Below are 15,525 nucleotides of genomic sequence, written 5' to 3' on the forward strand. Positions count from 1 at the left end.
GGCCAACGTCAAAACTCCGCCGACGGCTAAGCTCTACAACTTGAAGCGGCTGTGCATTTATGCCGAGCCGGAATCAAGCTCCGGCCCTATTAAAATCGGTTAAGTTTTAATAAAAATAGAAATCGCACTAAATGTATTTGACGTTTGATGCGTGAAGGCTCTTGCAGCAAACGGTAAAACCATTCCAATCGATGTTCCACCCACCAGGCTGGTGCTCGCTGTACATTACCCGTATACACATCAAAACTGCCGCCCAAGCCCTGATACACAGCCGGATGCACTGAACGCATATCTTCCATCAGCAGCTCTTGTTTGGGTGAACCCATGGCTACAAACACCACATCGGGCTTTTTAACCGCTACATCCTCGATCAGTGCCTGGCGCTCGGTAGCGCTATTGAGATAGCCGTTCCGGTAGTTGGCAATATCGATACCGGGGAACTCAACCCTGAGCTGAGTCACTGTCTGCTCGATAATTTCATCCTTGCCACCCACAAGGTAAAAACGCTTAGTCTTGTAGCGCGTGCGGATAATATCCAGCCACAGTTCGCAACCTGGAATTTTCACTACATTATCTACCCCTTTTTTATTCAGGGCCATAATGGCGCCGATACCATCCGGGTACCCGACATTGCGACTGATAATATTTCGCGACTGCTCAGTAGCATGGAGAATTTTTTCTGCATTCACTGCCACCAACAAGCTGTGGTGATTAAAGGCAAAATCAATTAAATCTTTGCGTGAATTAGGGGCATAAATTTTAATTCCGCCAATCAGTTGACTGTCCATAACCTTCCATTAAATAATGGTTAAAAACTCATAAGGAATACCGAATAACTGCTGTGGGATTCTCACTCGTGTGGTTTAAAAAAATTAATCAACGTTTAGAAAACACACAGAGGGTTATATTGAATCACTTAGGCCTTTTACTTTTTTGTATACAGCCTGTACTTCTAAAGCCACATTATCTAAAGACAAATTAACTATCTCGCACCTAGAATTTGTTAGCACTTCAGATAGAATAACTAAATTCAATTTAGAAACAATATCATGCGCATCACATTCTGTAATATAACAATTTTTCAGCCCTGAAACCTTTGCTTTCACATCACCAACATTTGTAGAAACAACTGGTAAGTTACATGCCATTGCTTCTTTTACTACTTGAGGAGACCCTTCGGTAAAAGAAGTCATCAATAATGCTTCACATGCGTTCATCAGTAAAGGAACCTGCTCTCTCGTCCAGCCTTTTAGCTCAACAAGTTCAACCCTATCACTAGGAAACGCTTCAATCGCTTTTTTCGCCAAAGCATAATTCTTTACAGGGTTATCAAAGCTAGAAGCAAACAAAATATAGTGCTTTTCGAGATCAAAACCCAAAATACTCTTAACGTTATTTTTGTCCAAAGGTTTAAATAAATCAACATCAACACCACAAGGTATTACTCTAGACCTTCTCGGACTATTCGCTTTTTTAAAGAGATCATCACTTACAAAAATATTATAATCGCTAAGTTTAGCAGCCCAAAGAGACAATATACGGACATATTTTTTATTAATATCCGACCCGTGATAAGTAATAACCACAGGAATTTTTCTTTGCAAAACCGACAAGAGTCCTGACAACCCATAATGTGCATGAATTAAATCATATTCATTCTTTTCAATTACACTATACAATTTGGATATGTTTTTCAGATAACCGGTAAAACCACGACCAATAATTTTAAAATCATCAACTATAACTCCAAGTCTTTTTAATGAATCCGCCTGTTCACCAATAAAAGGCATAGAGCCAGAGTTTCCACCAAAAACAAACAATACTTTCATTTTTAACTCGTTAAAATTGAGAAATTCATAGCATTACGAATGCTTTTTTTAAATAACCACTGAGATTTACAACTCATAAAAAACAAATCACCAATCTCAATTAACACCAATATAAGAGCCATATCGGCTAGATGATCAATCTAAAAATTATAGATAGAACCACAAGAATTTTTATTTGTTAGTATCCATAATCCCAGAAAAATTTATAATTCGAATAGTCTTGATAAATATTTTTACTTTCTGCCACTAATGTCATCGGCAAATATGACAAAACTAACATTAACACAACAAAAAACCATAAAATATTTTTCTTAGCTAAATAAGCCAACAGGTAGGCAGTGGTAACGATTGAAAAAACAGTTAAGTAAGTGATAGGCCTTAAAAAAATATGATGTGCATTATTTAATAAGTTTGAGAACAAAACACCTAAGATGGAAAAATTAAAATAGATTGAAAAATTTGTATACTCAAAACGCCTTTTAAGCTGAGGAGAAAACCAAATAGTCACCAGAGCCAAAAAAATAATACTTAAGTTACGAGGGCCAATATTTCGGACTTGATTGTTTTCTATTAACAAATCTAGCTTCCCAGAAATATTGTCATAACCAATAAAGCTTATTAATCCGCCCAAGCTGTTAAGTAATCCAATCCACACATTGGTAGTACCTATATATATAGTTATAAAAACCAAGAAGACCAATACGCCTCTACTTTTAAAGTAATCCCTCTGAGGTAAAAAATATAAAGGTAGTAGTATAAGTGCAGACTGATGTATCAATGATGCTAAAAAAATAGTTGCGGTGTACTTTAAAAAATTCTTTTGAACAATAAACTGAATAGAGTAGACAAAAATAGTTGCAACTAGCATTTGCCGAATACCATTCATCCAGCTCAAATAGTGTGGCCCAAAAATGATAACCACACCCAAGAATGGATAAAGATAACGTTCGTTTTTAAATGCTCGATAAATAAAAAATATTTGTAAAAATGCAAAAAAACCAAAATAAAAAGAAAAATGAAAACCCAAACTAACAAACAAACTGGTTATCGCATCAAAACCAAATTCTTTTTCGAAAAGAAAGACATTACTATTTTGTAGCATTAGGTAATTTTTCAAATATGCGAAGTGGTCTACACCCACCTGAAATCGAATACCAGAAACAAACGCGAACACAAACAAAGCAAGAACCACTTCCCAATACCAAAACCAAAGTTTTTTATTTTCATAATGGTAAACACGCTCACGTTTAGCTGAAACCAAACCTAATAGAAATAACGAAATCGCTAATTCAGTGTAAACGACAAAGCTCTGTAGCATAATTAGGCAACACTATAAATTAAGTAAATATAAGGCATACTCTTACCATCGAAATTCTTTCTCTTATTTCCAACTCTATTTCACAACTAAATAATACTCTATATACTCATCCGGCTTTTTTGTCGACGAAAGAAAACCAACAAAAAACTGGGATAAACTAATATACCAGGTTAATATCGATACCAAAGCATCTCTTAAGTCTCTTTTTTTAATACTAAGAGCCAACCACACAAACAAGTTAATTAAGCACCAAGCTCCCATACCATTAAGAAACCCTGATAAGACCCCATTTACTAAGGCGATAAATATCGTCGCAGCTGCAACACCTATATACTTAAATTCTTTCGAGAAATTCCAAAACCAATTTTTACCTAACGCTGACTTGAAAGCTCTTCCAATTGATTTAAATCGACCCGTTTTAAAGTATCTAAGCAAAAGAGCAAAGTCACTCAAACCATGACCTGTGTGATATACAGATATTTCTGGCAAGCGAGTTAATTTCCAACCTCTAGAAATTAGACGAACTCCTAGTTCAAGCTCTTCACACGATTCTAACGCACTGTGCCCAAAATAGTGAACATCATCTATAGCTATCTTCTTATATAACCCCCCACCGCCTAAAGATTTTGAATTTATAGGTTTTGTAATAGATTCGTAGTTCGCCTTACGCCGCCTATCAGACGCTGAAGTTAAATCTCTGTCTTTAATTAGACCAGAAACTCCCGCAGTGTCTTTACTGCTTTTCAAATAAACAAGGGCCTTCTTGAGAAACCCTTCTGCCATTTCCATGTCACCATCAATAAGATATATATAGTCGCCCGTTGCCACCTGATAACCAAGTTGAACAGCGGCACCGCAGTTTATATCTTCATGATTTTTGAACTGAATTATTTTAATAGGATATTTCTTGGAAATTTCAATAGTTTTATCTTTTGAACAAGAATCGACCAATATAACTTCCGCATTCAGGCCTTTAACTTCGCGTAGTATAGAAGTAATACAAGCTTCTATCTTCTGCTCTTCATTCAAGGCTTTTATAATGACTGTTAATTCCATAACCTTTCACCTGAAAATTATACTGACAAGCTTAGCAATCAACCAAATAATGATCTAGGAAGTTTTTTGAATTTACTTGGTAATCTTTAAGGATCTTCAAGACATCACCATCTAAAGGCTTCATTAATAAATCATAAGATATACTCTCAGGCTTATCGACCAACCTTTCCTCAAGACCCAGCTTATTTAATAGTGATATAAATCTTGAAGCGCCTCTTTCTTTGTTAACAACCACAACAAAAGGTTTTTGAAAAATTATTGAAAAAACCATTCCATGGAAAGAATCTGTCAGAACTACACTAGCCTTGGCAAAAGAAGCTAGCCAATCCTCGACTGGCGGCATTTTATAATTTTTCAAGTTGCTACTATTAAGGCTGTTGATACTATTTTTCGCCTGGCACTGATAGCTATAGGTGTTCAGCTGATTTGCCAGCTGTTCAGCGGCAACACGCTTTTCATCACTTCGATCCAGCCAGTAAGTGAAAACCCCCTCTCCCGCATCGTTCCTGTATCTATCTCCAATCAACTCAAGATAATCTTCTTTTTCAAGTAGTAAGGTCGGATCTAATACGAACTCGCTTTTTACTCCCAAGTATTTATCACACAATTCAATACCTGATGTTTCGCGAACGGATATTGCATCAAATTGCTTTGCAAGCTCTGCGCATCTTTTTGTTTCTTCCGCTGAGTACTCCCAACTATCTACGCCAAATGATGACGCATAAGCGACACGTTTCACATTATTACAACTCAAAAAATCGAGATAAAAGTTATAGATATCCGGGGAGTATCTGGGGCGCCAAGTCTGATCACTGCCAACCACTACTGCGTCATATGAATTATTCGAAAAATGTGATTTTAATTTCTCGGTCGAAAAAAAACTTTCCGATATTTTAATATTATTTTTAATAAACCCATGGGGATTATTAAAAATCAGTGGGTAATGGCGTTCAATATTGACCGGCGCTTTTCGTTTCCCTTTTATTTTTTGGATAGAACGGTAGATCAAACGTAAGCTGTTATGCACTATACCATGGCCGGCCGGCTGCCTGTCGATGGTGACCACTTCGTGCCCCATATTCTTAAGAACTTTTTGCAATGCGAACGCTTGCATCATACCGCCGTAGTTTTTCCCCAGGGGCTGGGTCATGATAGCGATTTTCATACCCTCAGTGCATCCTCAATACTTGTTCAAGTTGATATTTTTCGGATCGTGCAACGCTAAAAGAGTCTTTAAGATTTCCAACCGCGATCATCATTATCAGTTTTTCATGATTTGGTATTTTTGCAGCTTTTTTCAGTTTCTCTTCTTTGTTGAAGGGCATGCATGTATTCAACGGACATGAGCCCAGCCCTGCCGAATGCAATGCATACATAAGGTTCATGGATAATAAACCGCCATCTACAAACTGTTGATTATGCTCGTAACGGGTAAATGCCTTAGTATTGCCCGTAACAATCAGGAGTTTGTTTATGCTCGCCATAAATCCTGCATTACCGTTCTGATAGCTCAGGAGATCTCTTATCGCGGAGTTATTGTTGTAATAATGAATCATCCACCCTTGACGATTGCAAACTGAAGGTGTATTTAGACTTATTGAAATTGATTTCAATATAACCTCATCGTCAACGGGCTCATCGCTGAAGTTTCTGACGCTATGTCTGTGCAACACAAATCTCTCGTAGCTTTCTAAGGAAAACGCTCGCCACATTTTTTTTTCAAGATGTTTGAGTCCCCCTTTGTCCTCTGAGGTGGATTCATTCACAAAACGTGAAAGCGTATCAAGGAACCCTTTCGGCAATAATTCTTTTTTATCATCGTGGAACGAAATGTATTCGCGAATTGTATCGCGGACAACTTTTATTATTTCGTCCCGGCCAAATCGAGCTTCGTAATCTTTCGTTCTTACAATCAGATCCATAATCTTGGGCTGGCCAAAAGCAGGCCTAGGAGTAGGTAACGCGAGCCCCTTCTCAACAATGTGGCAATGCTTTGCGAGGTAATATTTTAACTTTTCTCGATCTTTCCCGGGCGACCTATCGCTAAACGAATATTTCAGATGCAAGTACATGCTATGAATTATCGACAAAATTTCACCTATGGGTGTCCTGAAAAAAAACAGCCCATACATTTTTTTCTTTAACCAGGTCACGGTTTTTTTCCTTTGTAGATTTTTTTCTTCACACTCATGAGTAACAAAATCATCTTCGTTCGCTCCTTTGAGGTAAGCCCTATTGTAACCACAGCTAAAATTGAAATCGTTAATGCAGAAATGACGTTAAATATCAAGTCAGCTATCCCTGATGCTTTGATAATATTCAGCGCGTAGACTGTAGCTACTGTAATCGCGGACATGCAAGCGGATCGAATGATAACATTTTCAATGTAATCCATAACTTTAAGTCCGACCAAAACTCTCAAAATAGCCAGCCTGACAAGAAACGCAGTTATACTGATGCCTATAGTCACTGCAAGTACTATTTCTGGAACCTGCCATTTTAGAAGAGCCACATAGCTAATCGGTAGATTTAAAAGCAAAATACTACCAATTATTGTCTGGTATAACTTTATTTTTCCGGTTGCTTGCGCAGATGTCATTAGAGGGCCGGAAAAAGATTCAATCAATGAATTGATGATGGTCAATTGCAGAAAAATAGCAGCATAAGGCGGAACCTCGACCAACCATATCCCCAGCAATGCTTCTGTATTAAGCAACACGGGGAGTGCGAGCATGAACAACAGATAAAAATTGTACTTCGACGCATGCAATACAAGGCTGTGCATCTGGCTCTTGTCACCACTTGCATACAACTTGATGATTTGTGGGTTGATTGCTGCCTGTATGTTTTGAACAAAGCTATTTAGGGCACCATTGGCCTGTGAAGCAATACTTCTTCCAGCATTTACAGTGGGACCGAAGAACATATTAAGCAGTACATTCGTCCCCTGGCCAGACAGTGCTGCAGCAAGGTTGCCCCAAGTATTCCATGCGGTGTAACTGAGCATGGTGCGGAACTGCCGGGAATGCCATTGCCAACGTAGCTTTATCTTGGGAAAAAGCAGCTTGTTAGCGATGGTGTATAGCGTGAAAGTTACCAGGCTTACGACTAGTAGTAGCCATGCGTATGCGATCAACTTGTCGCTACCGACGTATTGCAAAATTATCACTGCAGCCAGCTTAAGCAGGACATCCACCATGCCAATGGCTGCAAAGACTCCCATACGTTCATGGGCCATAAGCATTGCGGTGAAAGGCACCATAAGCACGCTGAACACGAAGCTGACAACGGCAAGGTGGTAGGCTGACACAGCAGCCGGCATACGTGCATCGGGAATAGTCAGCTGTGTGGACACAAACCAGTACCCTGCCGTTTCCGCTACCAGAGCAATGCAGACGGCAAGCATGCAGTGAATCATCAAGCTGGTGTTGAAGATCCTACTGAGGTCCTTGCCGCCAGAATCACCAAGGTCAAAAGCAAAATAACGCTGTGTGGCGGTAGTCATAGCGCCCTGCAGAAACCCCAGCAAGGCTATGAACCCGACCACTAAATGGTAGATACCGAAGTCTTCGATACCCAACACATCCAGCACCACTCTTGATGTATAGAGAGTAACTGCCATGGCTAGCAGCATGCGCATGTACAGCATGCCAGTGTTGCGCATTATGCGTTTATGGTTGTTAGCCAGCATAGTTTCAGCTCGACTCAATCACACCCCGGGTATCGACCAGCGCGTTGTAGCTGCTTGGCGTTTTGCTCATACCCTTGAATTCTTTGTGATCCACCAGCAGTAACACCACATCTGCTTCTACTAGTGCCTTATCAAACCCTACAAGCTGAATAGTCCCCATTAACTTCTCAGGCAGCACTTCCACATTCGGCTCAACCGCCAGCACCGGACCAGGATGCACCGCAGTAATCTGCTGAGTAATGGCCAGCGCCGGGCTCTCACGCAGGTCATCAATATCCGCTTTGAAGGCCAGCCCCAGGCAGGCGATGGTCACGTCTCTAGCAGTCTTGTCCGAGTTGGCTTGCAGGAAGTCGGCAACTGCGAGCTTGACCTTGTTGATAACCCACTCTGGCTTGCTGTCGTTTACTTCCCGCGCCGTGCGGATAAGGCGGGCCTGCTCCGGTGTTTTGCTGACGATAAACCAGGGATCAACAGCGATGCAGTGCCCACCTACGCCAGGGCCTGGCTGGAGGATATTGACGCGAGGATGGCGGTTGGCAAGCTTGATCAGCTCCCAGACATTGATATCCAGCTTGTCGCAGATCATCGACAGTTCGTTGGCAAAGGCAATATTCACATCGCGAAAGCTGTTTTCGGTCAGCTTGGCCATTTCGGCGGTACGGGCATTGGTGACCACGCATTCGCCTTCAACAAAGGACTTGTACAGTCGGATAGCCGCTTCGGCGCATTTTGGTGTCATGCCGCCGATTACGCGGTCGTTCGATACCAGCTCACGCAGTACGTGGCCAGGCAGTACCCGCTCGGGGCAGTGGGCTATGCGAATATCGGAGTCTTCACCCTGGGCCTGCGGGAAGCTCAAGTCCGGGCGGTACTGGGCGAGCCAGGCAGCCATCTGCTCGGTTGCCCCCACCGGCGAGGTGGATTCCAGAATAACCAGATCACCTTTTTTCAGTACCGGCGCGATGGTTTCGGTGGCCGCCTTGATGTAACTCAGATCCGGCTGATGGTCGCCCTGTTCTGCACCGGGCAGGAAAGGTGTTGGTACCGCAATCAGAAAGGCATCCGCCGGTTCCGGGATCGTTGTAGCGCGCAGGTAGCCTTCGGTTACGGCGGCATGTACCACCATATCGAGATCCGGCTCGATAATGTGGATCTCGCCACGGTTGATGGTATCAACAGCTTTCTGGTTGATATCGATGCCGATAACTTTTTTCTTGCGGGAGGCGAAAACAGCGGCGGTAGGCAGGCCGATATAACCCAGGCCAATAACGGAGATCGTTTCGAAGGACATAGGGAACTCTTAAATATTCGATGGGAATTGTTAAACAGGCAATTCGCGGCGGGGGCGCCGCTCCTACACAGGCGTTTTACTGTGCCAGGAGCGCTTCGAGGATACGTTGGCAAGCCTTGCCATCCCCATAGGGGTTATGGGCGAAGCTCATGGCACGATAGGCACTTTCATCGTTAAGCAGCCCGTTCAGCTCGCGCACGATATTGGCGCCATCGGTGCCCACCAGCTTTACCGTACCGGCGGATACCGCTTCCGGCCGTTCGGTGGTATCACGCATGACCAGCACCGGCTTGCCGAGCGACGGCGCCTCCTCCTGAATACCGCCGGAGTCGGTCAGGATGATGTGAGCACGGCTCATCAGGTAGACGAACGGCAGGTAATCCAGAGGCTCGATAAGGTGCACATTGTCGATGCCCTTGAGCAGGCGGTTTACCGGCTCGCGCACATTCGGGTTCAGATGCACGGGATACACAATATCCACATCCGGGTGCTGTTCGGCCACGTCTCGCAGGGCCTGGCAAATGCGCTCGAAGCCGCCACCGAAGCTTTCGCGGCGATGGCCGGTAACCAGAATCAGCTTGCGGCTTGGGTCCAGGAAGGCGCCAGGCGCGGCAGCCGTCTCCCGCAGATCGGCGTCTTCATCCAGACGGGCAACCACATCCAGCAAGGCATCAATCACTGTGTTGCCGGTCACGATAATGTTGCTGGTATCCACGCCTTCGGCCAGCAGATTGGCCTGGGAGGTTTCGGTCGGGGCAAAGTGCAGCTGGGCCAGGGCGCCGGTCAGCTTACGATTGCCTTCTTCGGGCCAGGGCGAATACATATTGCCAGTACGCAGGCCCGCTTCGACGTGACCGACCGGAATCTGCTGGTAATAGGCGGCAAGGCTGGCTGCGAAGGTGGTGGCAGTATCGCCATGCACCAGCACCATGTCGGGCTTGAACTCGGCGAACACGGCTTTCAACCCCTGCAGAATAGCCGTGGTGACATCGGTGAGATCCTGCCCCGGCTTCATGATATTCAGGTCAAAGTCCGGTTTGATCGCAAACAGGCCCAGTACCTGGTCGAGCATCTCGCGGTGCTGGCCGGTAACGCAGAACTTGGCATCAAAACGCTCATCAGCGGCAAGCGCCAGTGCCAGCGGCGCCATTTTGATGGCTTCAGGGCGAGTGCCAAAAACGGTAAGTACTTTCATAATTCGTAATCCAAGTAGAAAAACAACTTCAGTGTCCTTTCATCAGCTTCTGCAGCTTCCACGCATGCATCAACAGGTAGCCATAGCCCAGGAAAAGAGCCGAAAAGCCATACAAGGCCAGGGCCGGAAAAACAGCCTCGATAACAAGACCCAGCAGAATAATCGCGACAGCGCTACCCAGAATAGTCAGCAGGGTTTTCCGCGCGCAGAAGCCGGCCCGCATAAAGATATGGTGCAAGTGCTCTCTGTCCGGCTGGAACGGTGACTGGCCGCGCTTGATGCGACGATACATCACGCCCAGGGTGTCCATCACCGGAATCGCCACACACCAGAGCGCATTCACGGGCTCAATCACTTGGCTCTCACCCTGGGTCAGATTGATCAGGGTCCAGGTAATGACGTAGCCCATGAACATGCTGCCGGCATCACCCATGAAAATTTTACGACGGCTGATGATCCCCAGGTTAGCCAGCAGGAAGGGTACCAACGCACAGGCGAGCAGTAGCAGGTAGTCAACATTGCGGTAGTTCCCCGCCAGACCTTCGAAGGCGAGAATACCCAGAATGGCCACCAGCGACAGGCCACCGGCGAGGCCGTCGATACCGTCTACCATGTTGAACGCATTGATCACACCGATCACCGCCAGCACGGTAAAGGGAATGCCCCAAAGCCCCAGGTACACTTCACCAAAGCCAAACAGGTCTCCTAATGACTCGATATAGAGTCCGGTGCCCGCAATCATGGCCAGGCTGGCCACGGCCTGTATCAACAGCCTGACCCGCACACCCAGATCCCTGATATCGTCGATCAGGCCGGTCAGCATGATGAAGGACGCCGTACCCAGCAGGTAGGCTATTTTTTCACTGACCGGCAGGAATGCCAGCAACGTCACCATCAACCCTGTGTAGATGGCCAAACCGCCAATCAGGGGAATGTGTCCATTGTGCTGCTTTCGGCTATCCGGGATATCGACCAGACCGAACCGGGGAGCAAAAGGATGTAGCAACTTTATTGCTGCAACGGTACTCACAAAAGCCGTTAGACAGGCCAGCCAAAGATTGGACGTGGCGAGGAGGGCCAGCAAGGATCCCTGGTATGTGCTTTCCATGGTCTAGTCCTTTAGGTTACAAGGTATTAACTGGCATGCGATCCTGACTGGATTCGCAGTTCGTTTTTCGTGCAGCGAAAGAGCAGCCGCAAGTTGAGAAATGACAGATGTAAGCCATAAACTGAGAGTGGGCAGCTTGGAGCCGAGAGCTGACGGCTGAAAGCTTGCCGGCCGTCAGACACGCTACCGCCCGAAGGTTATGGTAAGGGCCATCCTCAACGCCCGGGCGAACTCTGCCAGCACTTGGTTACAGCGCTGTGTATTTCCGAATTTTCTTACCTCGAAAGCAACCGTTCCCCGGCGCTTTCGGGCTTGCCACCGCTGTTCTTTGCCGAGCTTCCCGGGCAAATAGCCCCTGGCGATCCAGCCGCTTATGGGCGATCGCTCCGGGTTTTCGGCAAGGGAAATGAGCAATTTTCATGCCCGCGTTCGGCGCAAGTGCCGGGCAGCAAACCATACCCCAAAAAAACGGGCACACATTTAACAAAACGCGGCTTTGGATGGCTATAGGAAAACTGCCTAATTTTCCGAATTAGGCCGATAAAGGCGCAAAAAATGTCTATTTCTCAACCAGTTAGTCAACAAATAGGGCTATCACAGAGTCGCGCCGGACCACAGCCGACAGCAGCGCTGCACCAGAGTGGGGCGGGGTTTGAAAGCAGGTACAAGGTTGAAGTGGCAAGGTTAAAGGAACTGCCTCCTTGCTCCTTGTCCCTTGCTCCTTGTCCCTTGCTCCTTTCCCCTTGCCACTGCCTTTATAAAAAAAGCCCGGAGCAGTTGCCTGCAGCGGGCCTGGGTCTAGCGAAGTACGATTAACGCTGGGCGTTGGCGTCGGCCAGTACGGCGTTCAGCGTGGCGCTCGGGCGCATGACCTTCTTCACGTTGGCGCGCAGGGCGTGGTAGTAACCACCCAGCTCTGCCGGTTTGCCCTGGGCTGCGGCCAGTTCACCCACGATCTTGTCTTCGTTGGCGGTCATGGCTTGTGCCAGCGGGGCGAAGAGCGCGGCCAGCTCGGCATCTTCGGCCTGGGCAACTACTGCCTGTGCCCAGTACAGGCCCAGATAGAAGTGGCTGCCACGGTTGTCCAGCTCGCCGGTGCGGCGCGACGGCGACTTGTTGTTTTCAAGCAGCTTGCCGGTGGCTTCGTCCAGGGTCTTGGCCAGGATCTTGGCGCGCGGGTTGTTCTGCTTGATACCCATCTCTTCCAGAGACACGGCCAGGGCCATGAATTCACCCAGGGAGTCCCAGCGCAGGTGGTTTTCTTCTTCAACCTGCTGCACGTGCTTGGGCGCGGAACCGCCGGCACCGGTTTCGTACATGCCGCCGCCCTTGAGCATCGGCACGATAGACAGCATCTTGGCCGAGGTGCCCAGTTCCATGATCGGGAACAGGTCGGTGAGGTAGTCACGCAGCACGTTGCCGGTCACGGAGATGGTATCGCGGCCGCGCACCATGCGCTCCATGGAGCGACGGATCGCCTCCACGTAGGTCATGACGCGGATATCCAGGCCGCTGGTGTCGTGATCCTGCAGGTACTTGTTAACCTTCTTGATCAGCTGGATGTCGTGGGCGCGGTTGCGGTCCAGCCAGAAGATGGCCGGGGTGTCGGACTGGCGCGAACGGGTGACCGCCAGCTTGACCCAGTCACGCACGGGCTCGTCCTTGGTCTGGCAGGCGCGCCAGATGTCGCCCTGCTCGACTTCGTGCTGCATCAGCACGGTGCCATCGCTCTTGACCACACGCATGGTGCCGTCGGCCATCATTTCGAAGGTCTTGTCGTGGGAGCCGTATTCTTCGGCTTTTTTCGCCATCAGGCCGACGTTCGGTACGGTACCCATGGTGGTGGGATCGAAAGCACCGTTGGTCTTGCAGAAGTTGATCATCTCCTGGTAGATGGTGGAGTAGGTGCTTTCCGGCATTACGGCCTTGGCATCCTTGGCCTTGCCATCCGGGCCCCACATCTTGCCGCCGTTGCGGATCATGGCGGGCATGGAGGCATCGACGATCACATCGCTCGGTACGTGCAGGTTGGTGATGCCCTTGACGGAATCCACCATCGCCATTTCCGGGCGGTTTTCGTAGCAGGCGTGGATGTCTTCCAGAATCTCTTCACGCTTGGAGCGCGGCAGGGATTCGATGCACTCGTACACGCTGCTCAGGCCGTTGTTGGGGTTTACACCCAGCTCGGCAAACAGCTCGCCGTGCTTTTCAAACAGGTCCTTGTAGAACACGGTCACGGCGTGGCCGAACACGATGGGGTGAGACACCTTCATCATGGTGGCCTTGACGTGCAAGGACCACATCACGTTGGATTCCTTGGCATCGTTCAGGGAATCTTCAAAGAACTGGCGCAGTGCCTTGGCGCTCATGAACATGCTGTCCAGGATTTCGCCGGCTTCCAGGCTCAGTTCCTTTTTCAGGCTCACGGCGCCGTCCTTGCCAACAAACTCGATGCGCACATCGGTGGGCTCGTCCACGGTGACAGACTGTTCGCTGGAGTAGAAGTCGCCGCCACGCATGTAGTCGGCGTGGGTCTGGGAGGCCATGCTCCACTTGCCCATGCTGTGCGGGAACTTGCGTACAAACTGCTTCACGGCCGCCGGCGCACGACGGTCGGAGTTGCCTTCACGCAGTACCGGGTTTACCGCGCTGCCGAGCAGCTTGGAGTAACGGCCGCGGATTTCCTGCTCGGCGTCGTCCTTCGGCGCTTCGGGGAAGTTCGGGATCTTGTAGCCCTGGCCCTGCAGCTCGGCGATGCAGGCCTTGAGCTGCGGCACGGAGGCGCTGATGTTCGGCAGCTTGACGATGTTCGCATTCGGGTCCTGCGTCAGCTCGCCCAGGAACGCCAGGCCATCGGTGACGCGCTGATCTTCGCTCAGGAAGTCCGGAAAGGCAGACAGCACACGGCCCGCCAGGGAGATATCGGTGATCTGGACATCAATGCCGGCGGCGCTGGTAAAGGTGCGGACGATGGGCAGCAGCGAGCAGGTTGCCAGCGACGGCGCTTCATCGGTGAGCGTGTAGTAAATAGTCTGTTTGGTCATAGTATCACTCTGTATGTTCCGGCGGCGTGTAACGGCTTGTGGCCGATGCTTTGCCCGGAGACTCCGTTATGCGAAAGATAGTGTTGAACGTACGCAGGGGCTCTTTAGCAGGCAATATCCATGCCTACACCTGGCGCAAGTTGCGGGATCGCGGGTCTTTGCCCGCTTGATCCCCTTCGGCACCGTTGGCGGAAATGACGCAGTCATCAGTGTGCACCAGCCCGCCAGGGCCGCCCGACCGCTCCGGCGGTTCAGGGTGCCATATCCACCAGCCCAACACGTCTGTGCGCACCCGCGTGACCGGGTCTGATACACCGATGATCACGCCGCGCACAGCGCCAGCAGCAGGGCGGGCATGAACGCCGCCAGGCCGCAGCTGGTTATATAGCGGCCTAATCATACCACCGACAATCGAATCCGGCGCGCCCCAGACCGCCTGAAATTGCAAGATCGGCACTGGACCATGGTCGAAGAGCAGGGGCAAGGGGCAAGGGGCAAGGGGCAAGGCAATGGTGATTGGTGATTGGTGATTGGTGAAGCTGACAGCCGTAAGCCGTGAGCCGTGAGCCGTGAGCCGTGAGCCGTGAGCCGTGAGCCAAGAGTGATGGCGGCGCCACGAATTACTAATGACTAATCACGAATAACGACCCACGATTCGTGAGCTGTGAGCCTTGAACCTTGAACCTTGAACCTTGAACCTTGAGCCTTGAGCCTTGAGCCGTAAGCTGCGAGCCAAAAGTGATGCCGGCGCCACGAATAACGAATGACTAATCACGAATTACTCGTGACGGAGGTAACGCTGAAAATACGGAGCAAACGAGAAAAGTGGCGCGCCTGGAGGGATTATTCGGCTTCGCCTCACCCTGCGGGCCGTTGCCTGCGGCAACGTTGTCTCGCTGCACTCGACTCGAACCCATCGGGGGTTCTCACCCTCCAGGCGATGGACTGCGAATACATGACGGAGGTAACGCTGAAAATGCGGAGCAAACGGGA

Annotated in this window: 11 protein-coding genes and 1 other RNA gene; all 12 read right to left on the reverse strand. The window is 48.4% G+C overall.

Going from position 1 to position 15,525, the window contains the following annotated elements:
* Positions 1-89: 89 nt before the first annotated feature.
* The gene (locus KDW95_RS15255) at positions 90-788 is read right to left on the reverse strand and encodes a WecB/TagA/CpsF family glycosyltransferase (protein ID WP_255852678.1); all 699 of its coding nucleotides are present in this window, start codon (positions 786-788) and stop codon (positions 90-92) included.
* A 114-nt stretch (positions 789-902) separates the two neighbouring features.
* Complete coding sequence (locus KDW95_RS15260; RefSeq protein ID WP_255852679.1) at positions 903-1,829, reverse strand: glycosyltransferase; 927 nt, start codon at positions 1,827-1,829, stop codon at positions 903-905.
* A gap of 178 nt (positions 1,830-2,007) precedes the next feature.
* Positions 2,008-3,147: an EpsG family protein gene (locus KDW95_RS15265; protein WP_255852680.1), complete on the reverse strand. Its 1,140-nt coding sequence runs from the start codon at positions 3,145-3,147 to the stop codon at positions 2,008-2,010.
* 75 nt (positions 3,148-3,222) lie between these two features.
* A complete protein-coding gene (locus KDW95_RS15270) occupies positions 3,223-4,203 on the reverse strand; it encodes a glycosyltransferase (RefSeq protein WP_255852681.1) in 981 nt (326 codons plus the stop codon).
* A 31-nt stretch (positions 4,204-4,234) separates the two neighbouring features.
* Positions 4,235-5,368, reverse strand: a complete 1,134-nt coding sequence (locus KDW95_RS15275) for a polysaccharide pyruvyl transferase family protein (RefSeq protein ID WP_255852682.1) — start codon at positions 5,366-5,368, stop codon at positions 4,235-4,237.
* A gap of 4 nt (positions 5,369-5,372) precedes the next feature.
* Entirely contained in the window at positions 5,373-6,356 is a 984-nt protein-coding gene (locus tag KDW95_RS15280) for a nitroreductase family protein (protein ID WP_255852683.1), read from the reverse strand.
* A complete protein-coding gene (locus tag KDW95_RS15285) occupies positions 6,353-7,894 on the reverse strand; it encodes an oligosaccharide flippase family protein (protein ID WP_255852684.1) in 1,542 nt (513 codons plus the stop codon). Before KDW95_RS15285 ends, KDW95_RS15280 begins: the two co-directional genes overlap by 4 nt.
* A gap of 4 nt (positions 7,895-7,898) precedes the next feature.
* Entirely contained in the window at positions 7,899-9,185 is a 1,287-nt protein-coding gene (wecC, locus tag KDW95_RS15290; RefSeq protein ID WP_255852685.1) for a UDP-N-acetyl-D-mannosamine dehydrogenase, read from the reverse strand.
* 76 nt (positions 9,186-9,261) lie between these two features.
* Positions 9,262-10,380, reverse strand: a complete 1,119-nt coding sequence (wecB, locus tag KDW95_RS15295; protein ID WP_255852686.1) for a non-hydrolyzing UDP-N-acetylglucosamine 2-epimerase — start codon at positions 10,378-10,380, stop codon at positions 9,262-9,264.
* 28 nt (positions 10,381-10,408) lie between these two features.
* Positions 10,409-11,296 carry a UDP-phosphate alpha-N-acetylglucosaminyl 1-phosphate transferase gene (locus KDW95_RS15300; RefSeq protein WP_255852687.1) on the reverse strand — a complete coding sequence of 296 codons (888 nt, stop codon included), beginning with the start codon at positions 11,294-11,296 and terminating at the stop codon, positions 10,409-10,411.
* A 1,004-nt stretch (positions 11,297-12,300) separates the two neighbouring features.
* Entirely contained in the window at positions 12,301-14,532 is a 2,232-nt protein-coding gene (locus KDW95_RS15305; RefSeq protein WP_255852688.1) for an NADP-dependent isocitrate dehydrogenase, read from the reverse strand.
* 826 nt (positions 14,533-15,358) lie between these two features.
* Positions 15,359-15,482, reverse strand: a non-coding RNA gene (locus KDW95_RS15310) — RtT sRNA.
* Between the last annotated feature and the right edge of the window lie 43 nt (positions 15,483-15,525).

Source organism: Marinobacterium rhizophilum, from assembly GCF_024397915.1.
In the GTDB taxonomy this organism is placed as follows: domain Bacteria; phylum Pseudomonadota; class Gammaproteobacteria; order Pseudomonadales; family Balneatricaceae; genus Marinobacterium_A; species Marinobacterium_A rhizophilum_A.

Coding starts and splice junctions, on each gene's coding strand:
- KDW95_RS15255 (WP_255852678.1), bottom strand. CDS start 788: ATGGACAGTCAACTGATTGGCGGAATTAAAATTTATGCCCCTAATTCA.
- KDW95_RS15260 (WP_255852679.1), bottom strand. CDS start 1,829: ATGAAAGTATTGTTTGTTTTTGGTGGAAACTCTGGCTCTATGCCTTTT.
- KDW95_RS15265 (WP_255852680.1), bottom strand. CDS start 3,147: ATGCTACAGAGCTTTGTCGTTTACACTGAATTAGCGATTTCGTTATTT.
- KDW95_RS15270 (WP_255852681.1), bottom strand. CDS start 4,203: ATGGAATTAACAGTCATTATAAAAGCCTTGAATGAAGAGCAGAAGATA.
- KDW95_RS15275 (WP_255852682.1), bottom strand. CDS start 5,368: ATGAAAATCGCTATCATGACCCAGCCCCTGGGGAAAAACTACGGCGGT.
- KDW95_RS15285 (WP_255852684.1), bottom strand. CDS start 7,894: ATGCTGGCTAACAACCATAAACGCATAATGCGCAACACTGGCATGCTG.
- wecC (WP_255852685.1), bottom strand. CDS start 9,185: ATGTCCTTCGAAACGATCTCCGTTATTGGCCTGGGTTATATCGGCCTG.
- wecB (WP_255852686.1), bottom strand. CDS start 10,380: ATGAAAGTACTTACCGTTTTTGGCACTCGCCCTGAAGCCATCAAAATG.
- KDW95_RS15305 (WP_255852688.1), bottom strand. CDS start 14,532: ATGACCAAACAGACTATTTACTACACGCTCACCGATGAAGCGCCGTCG.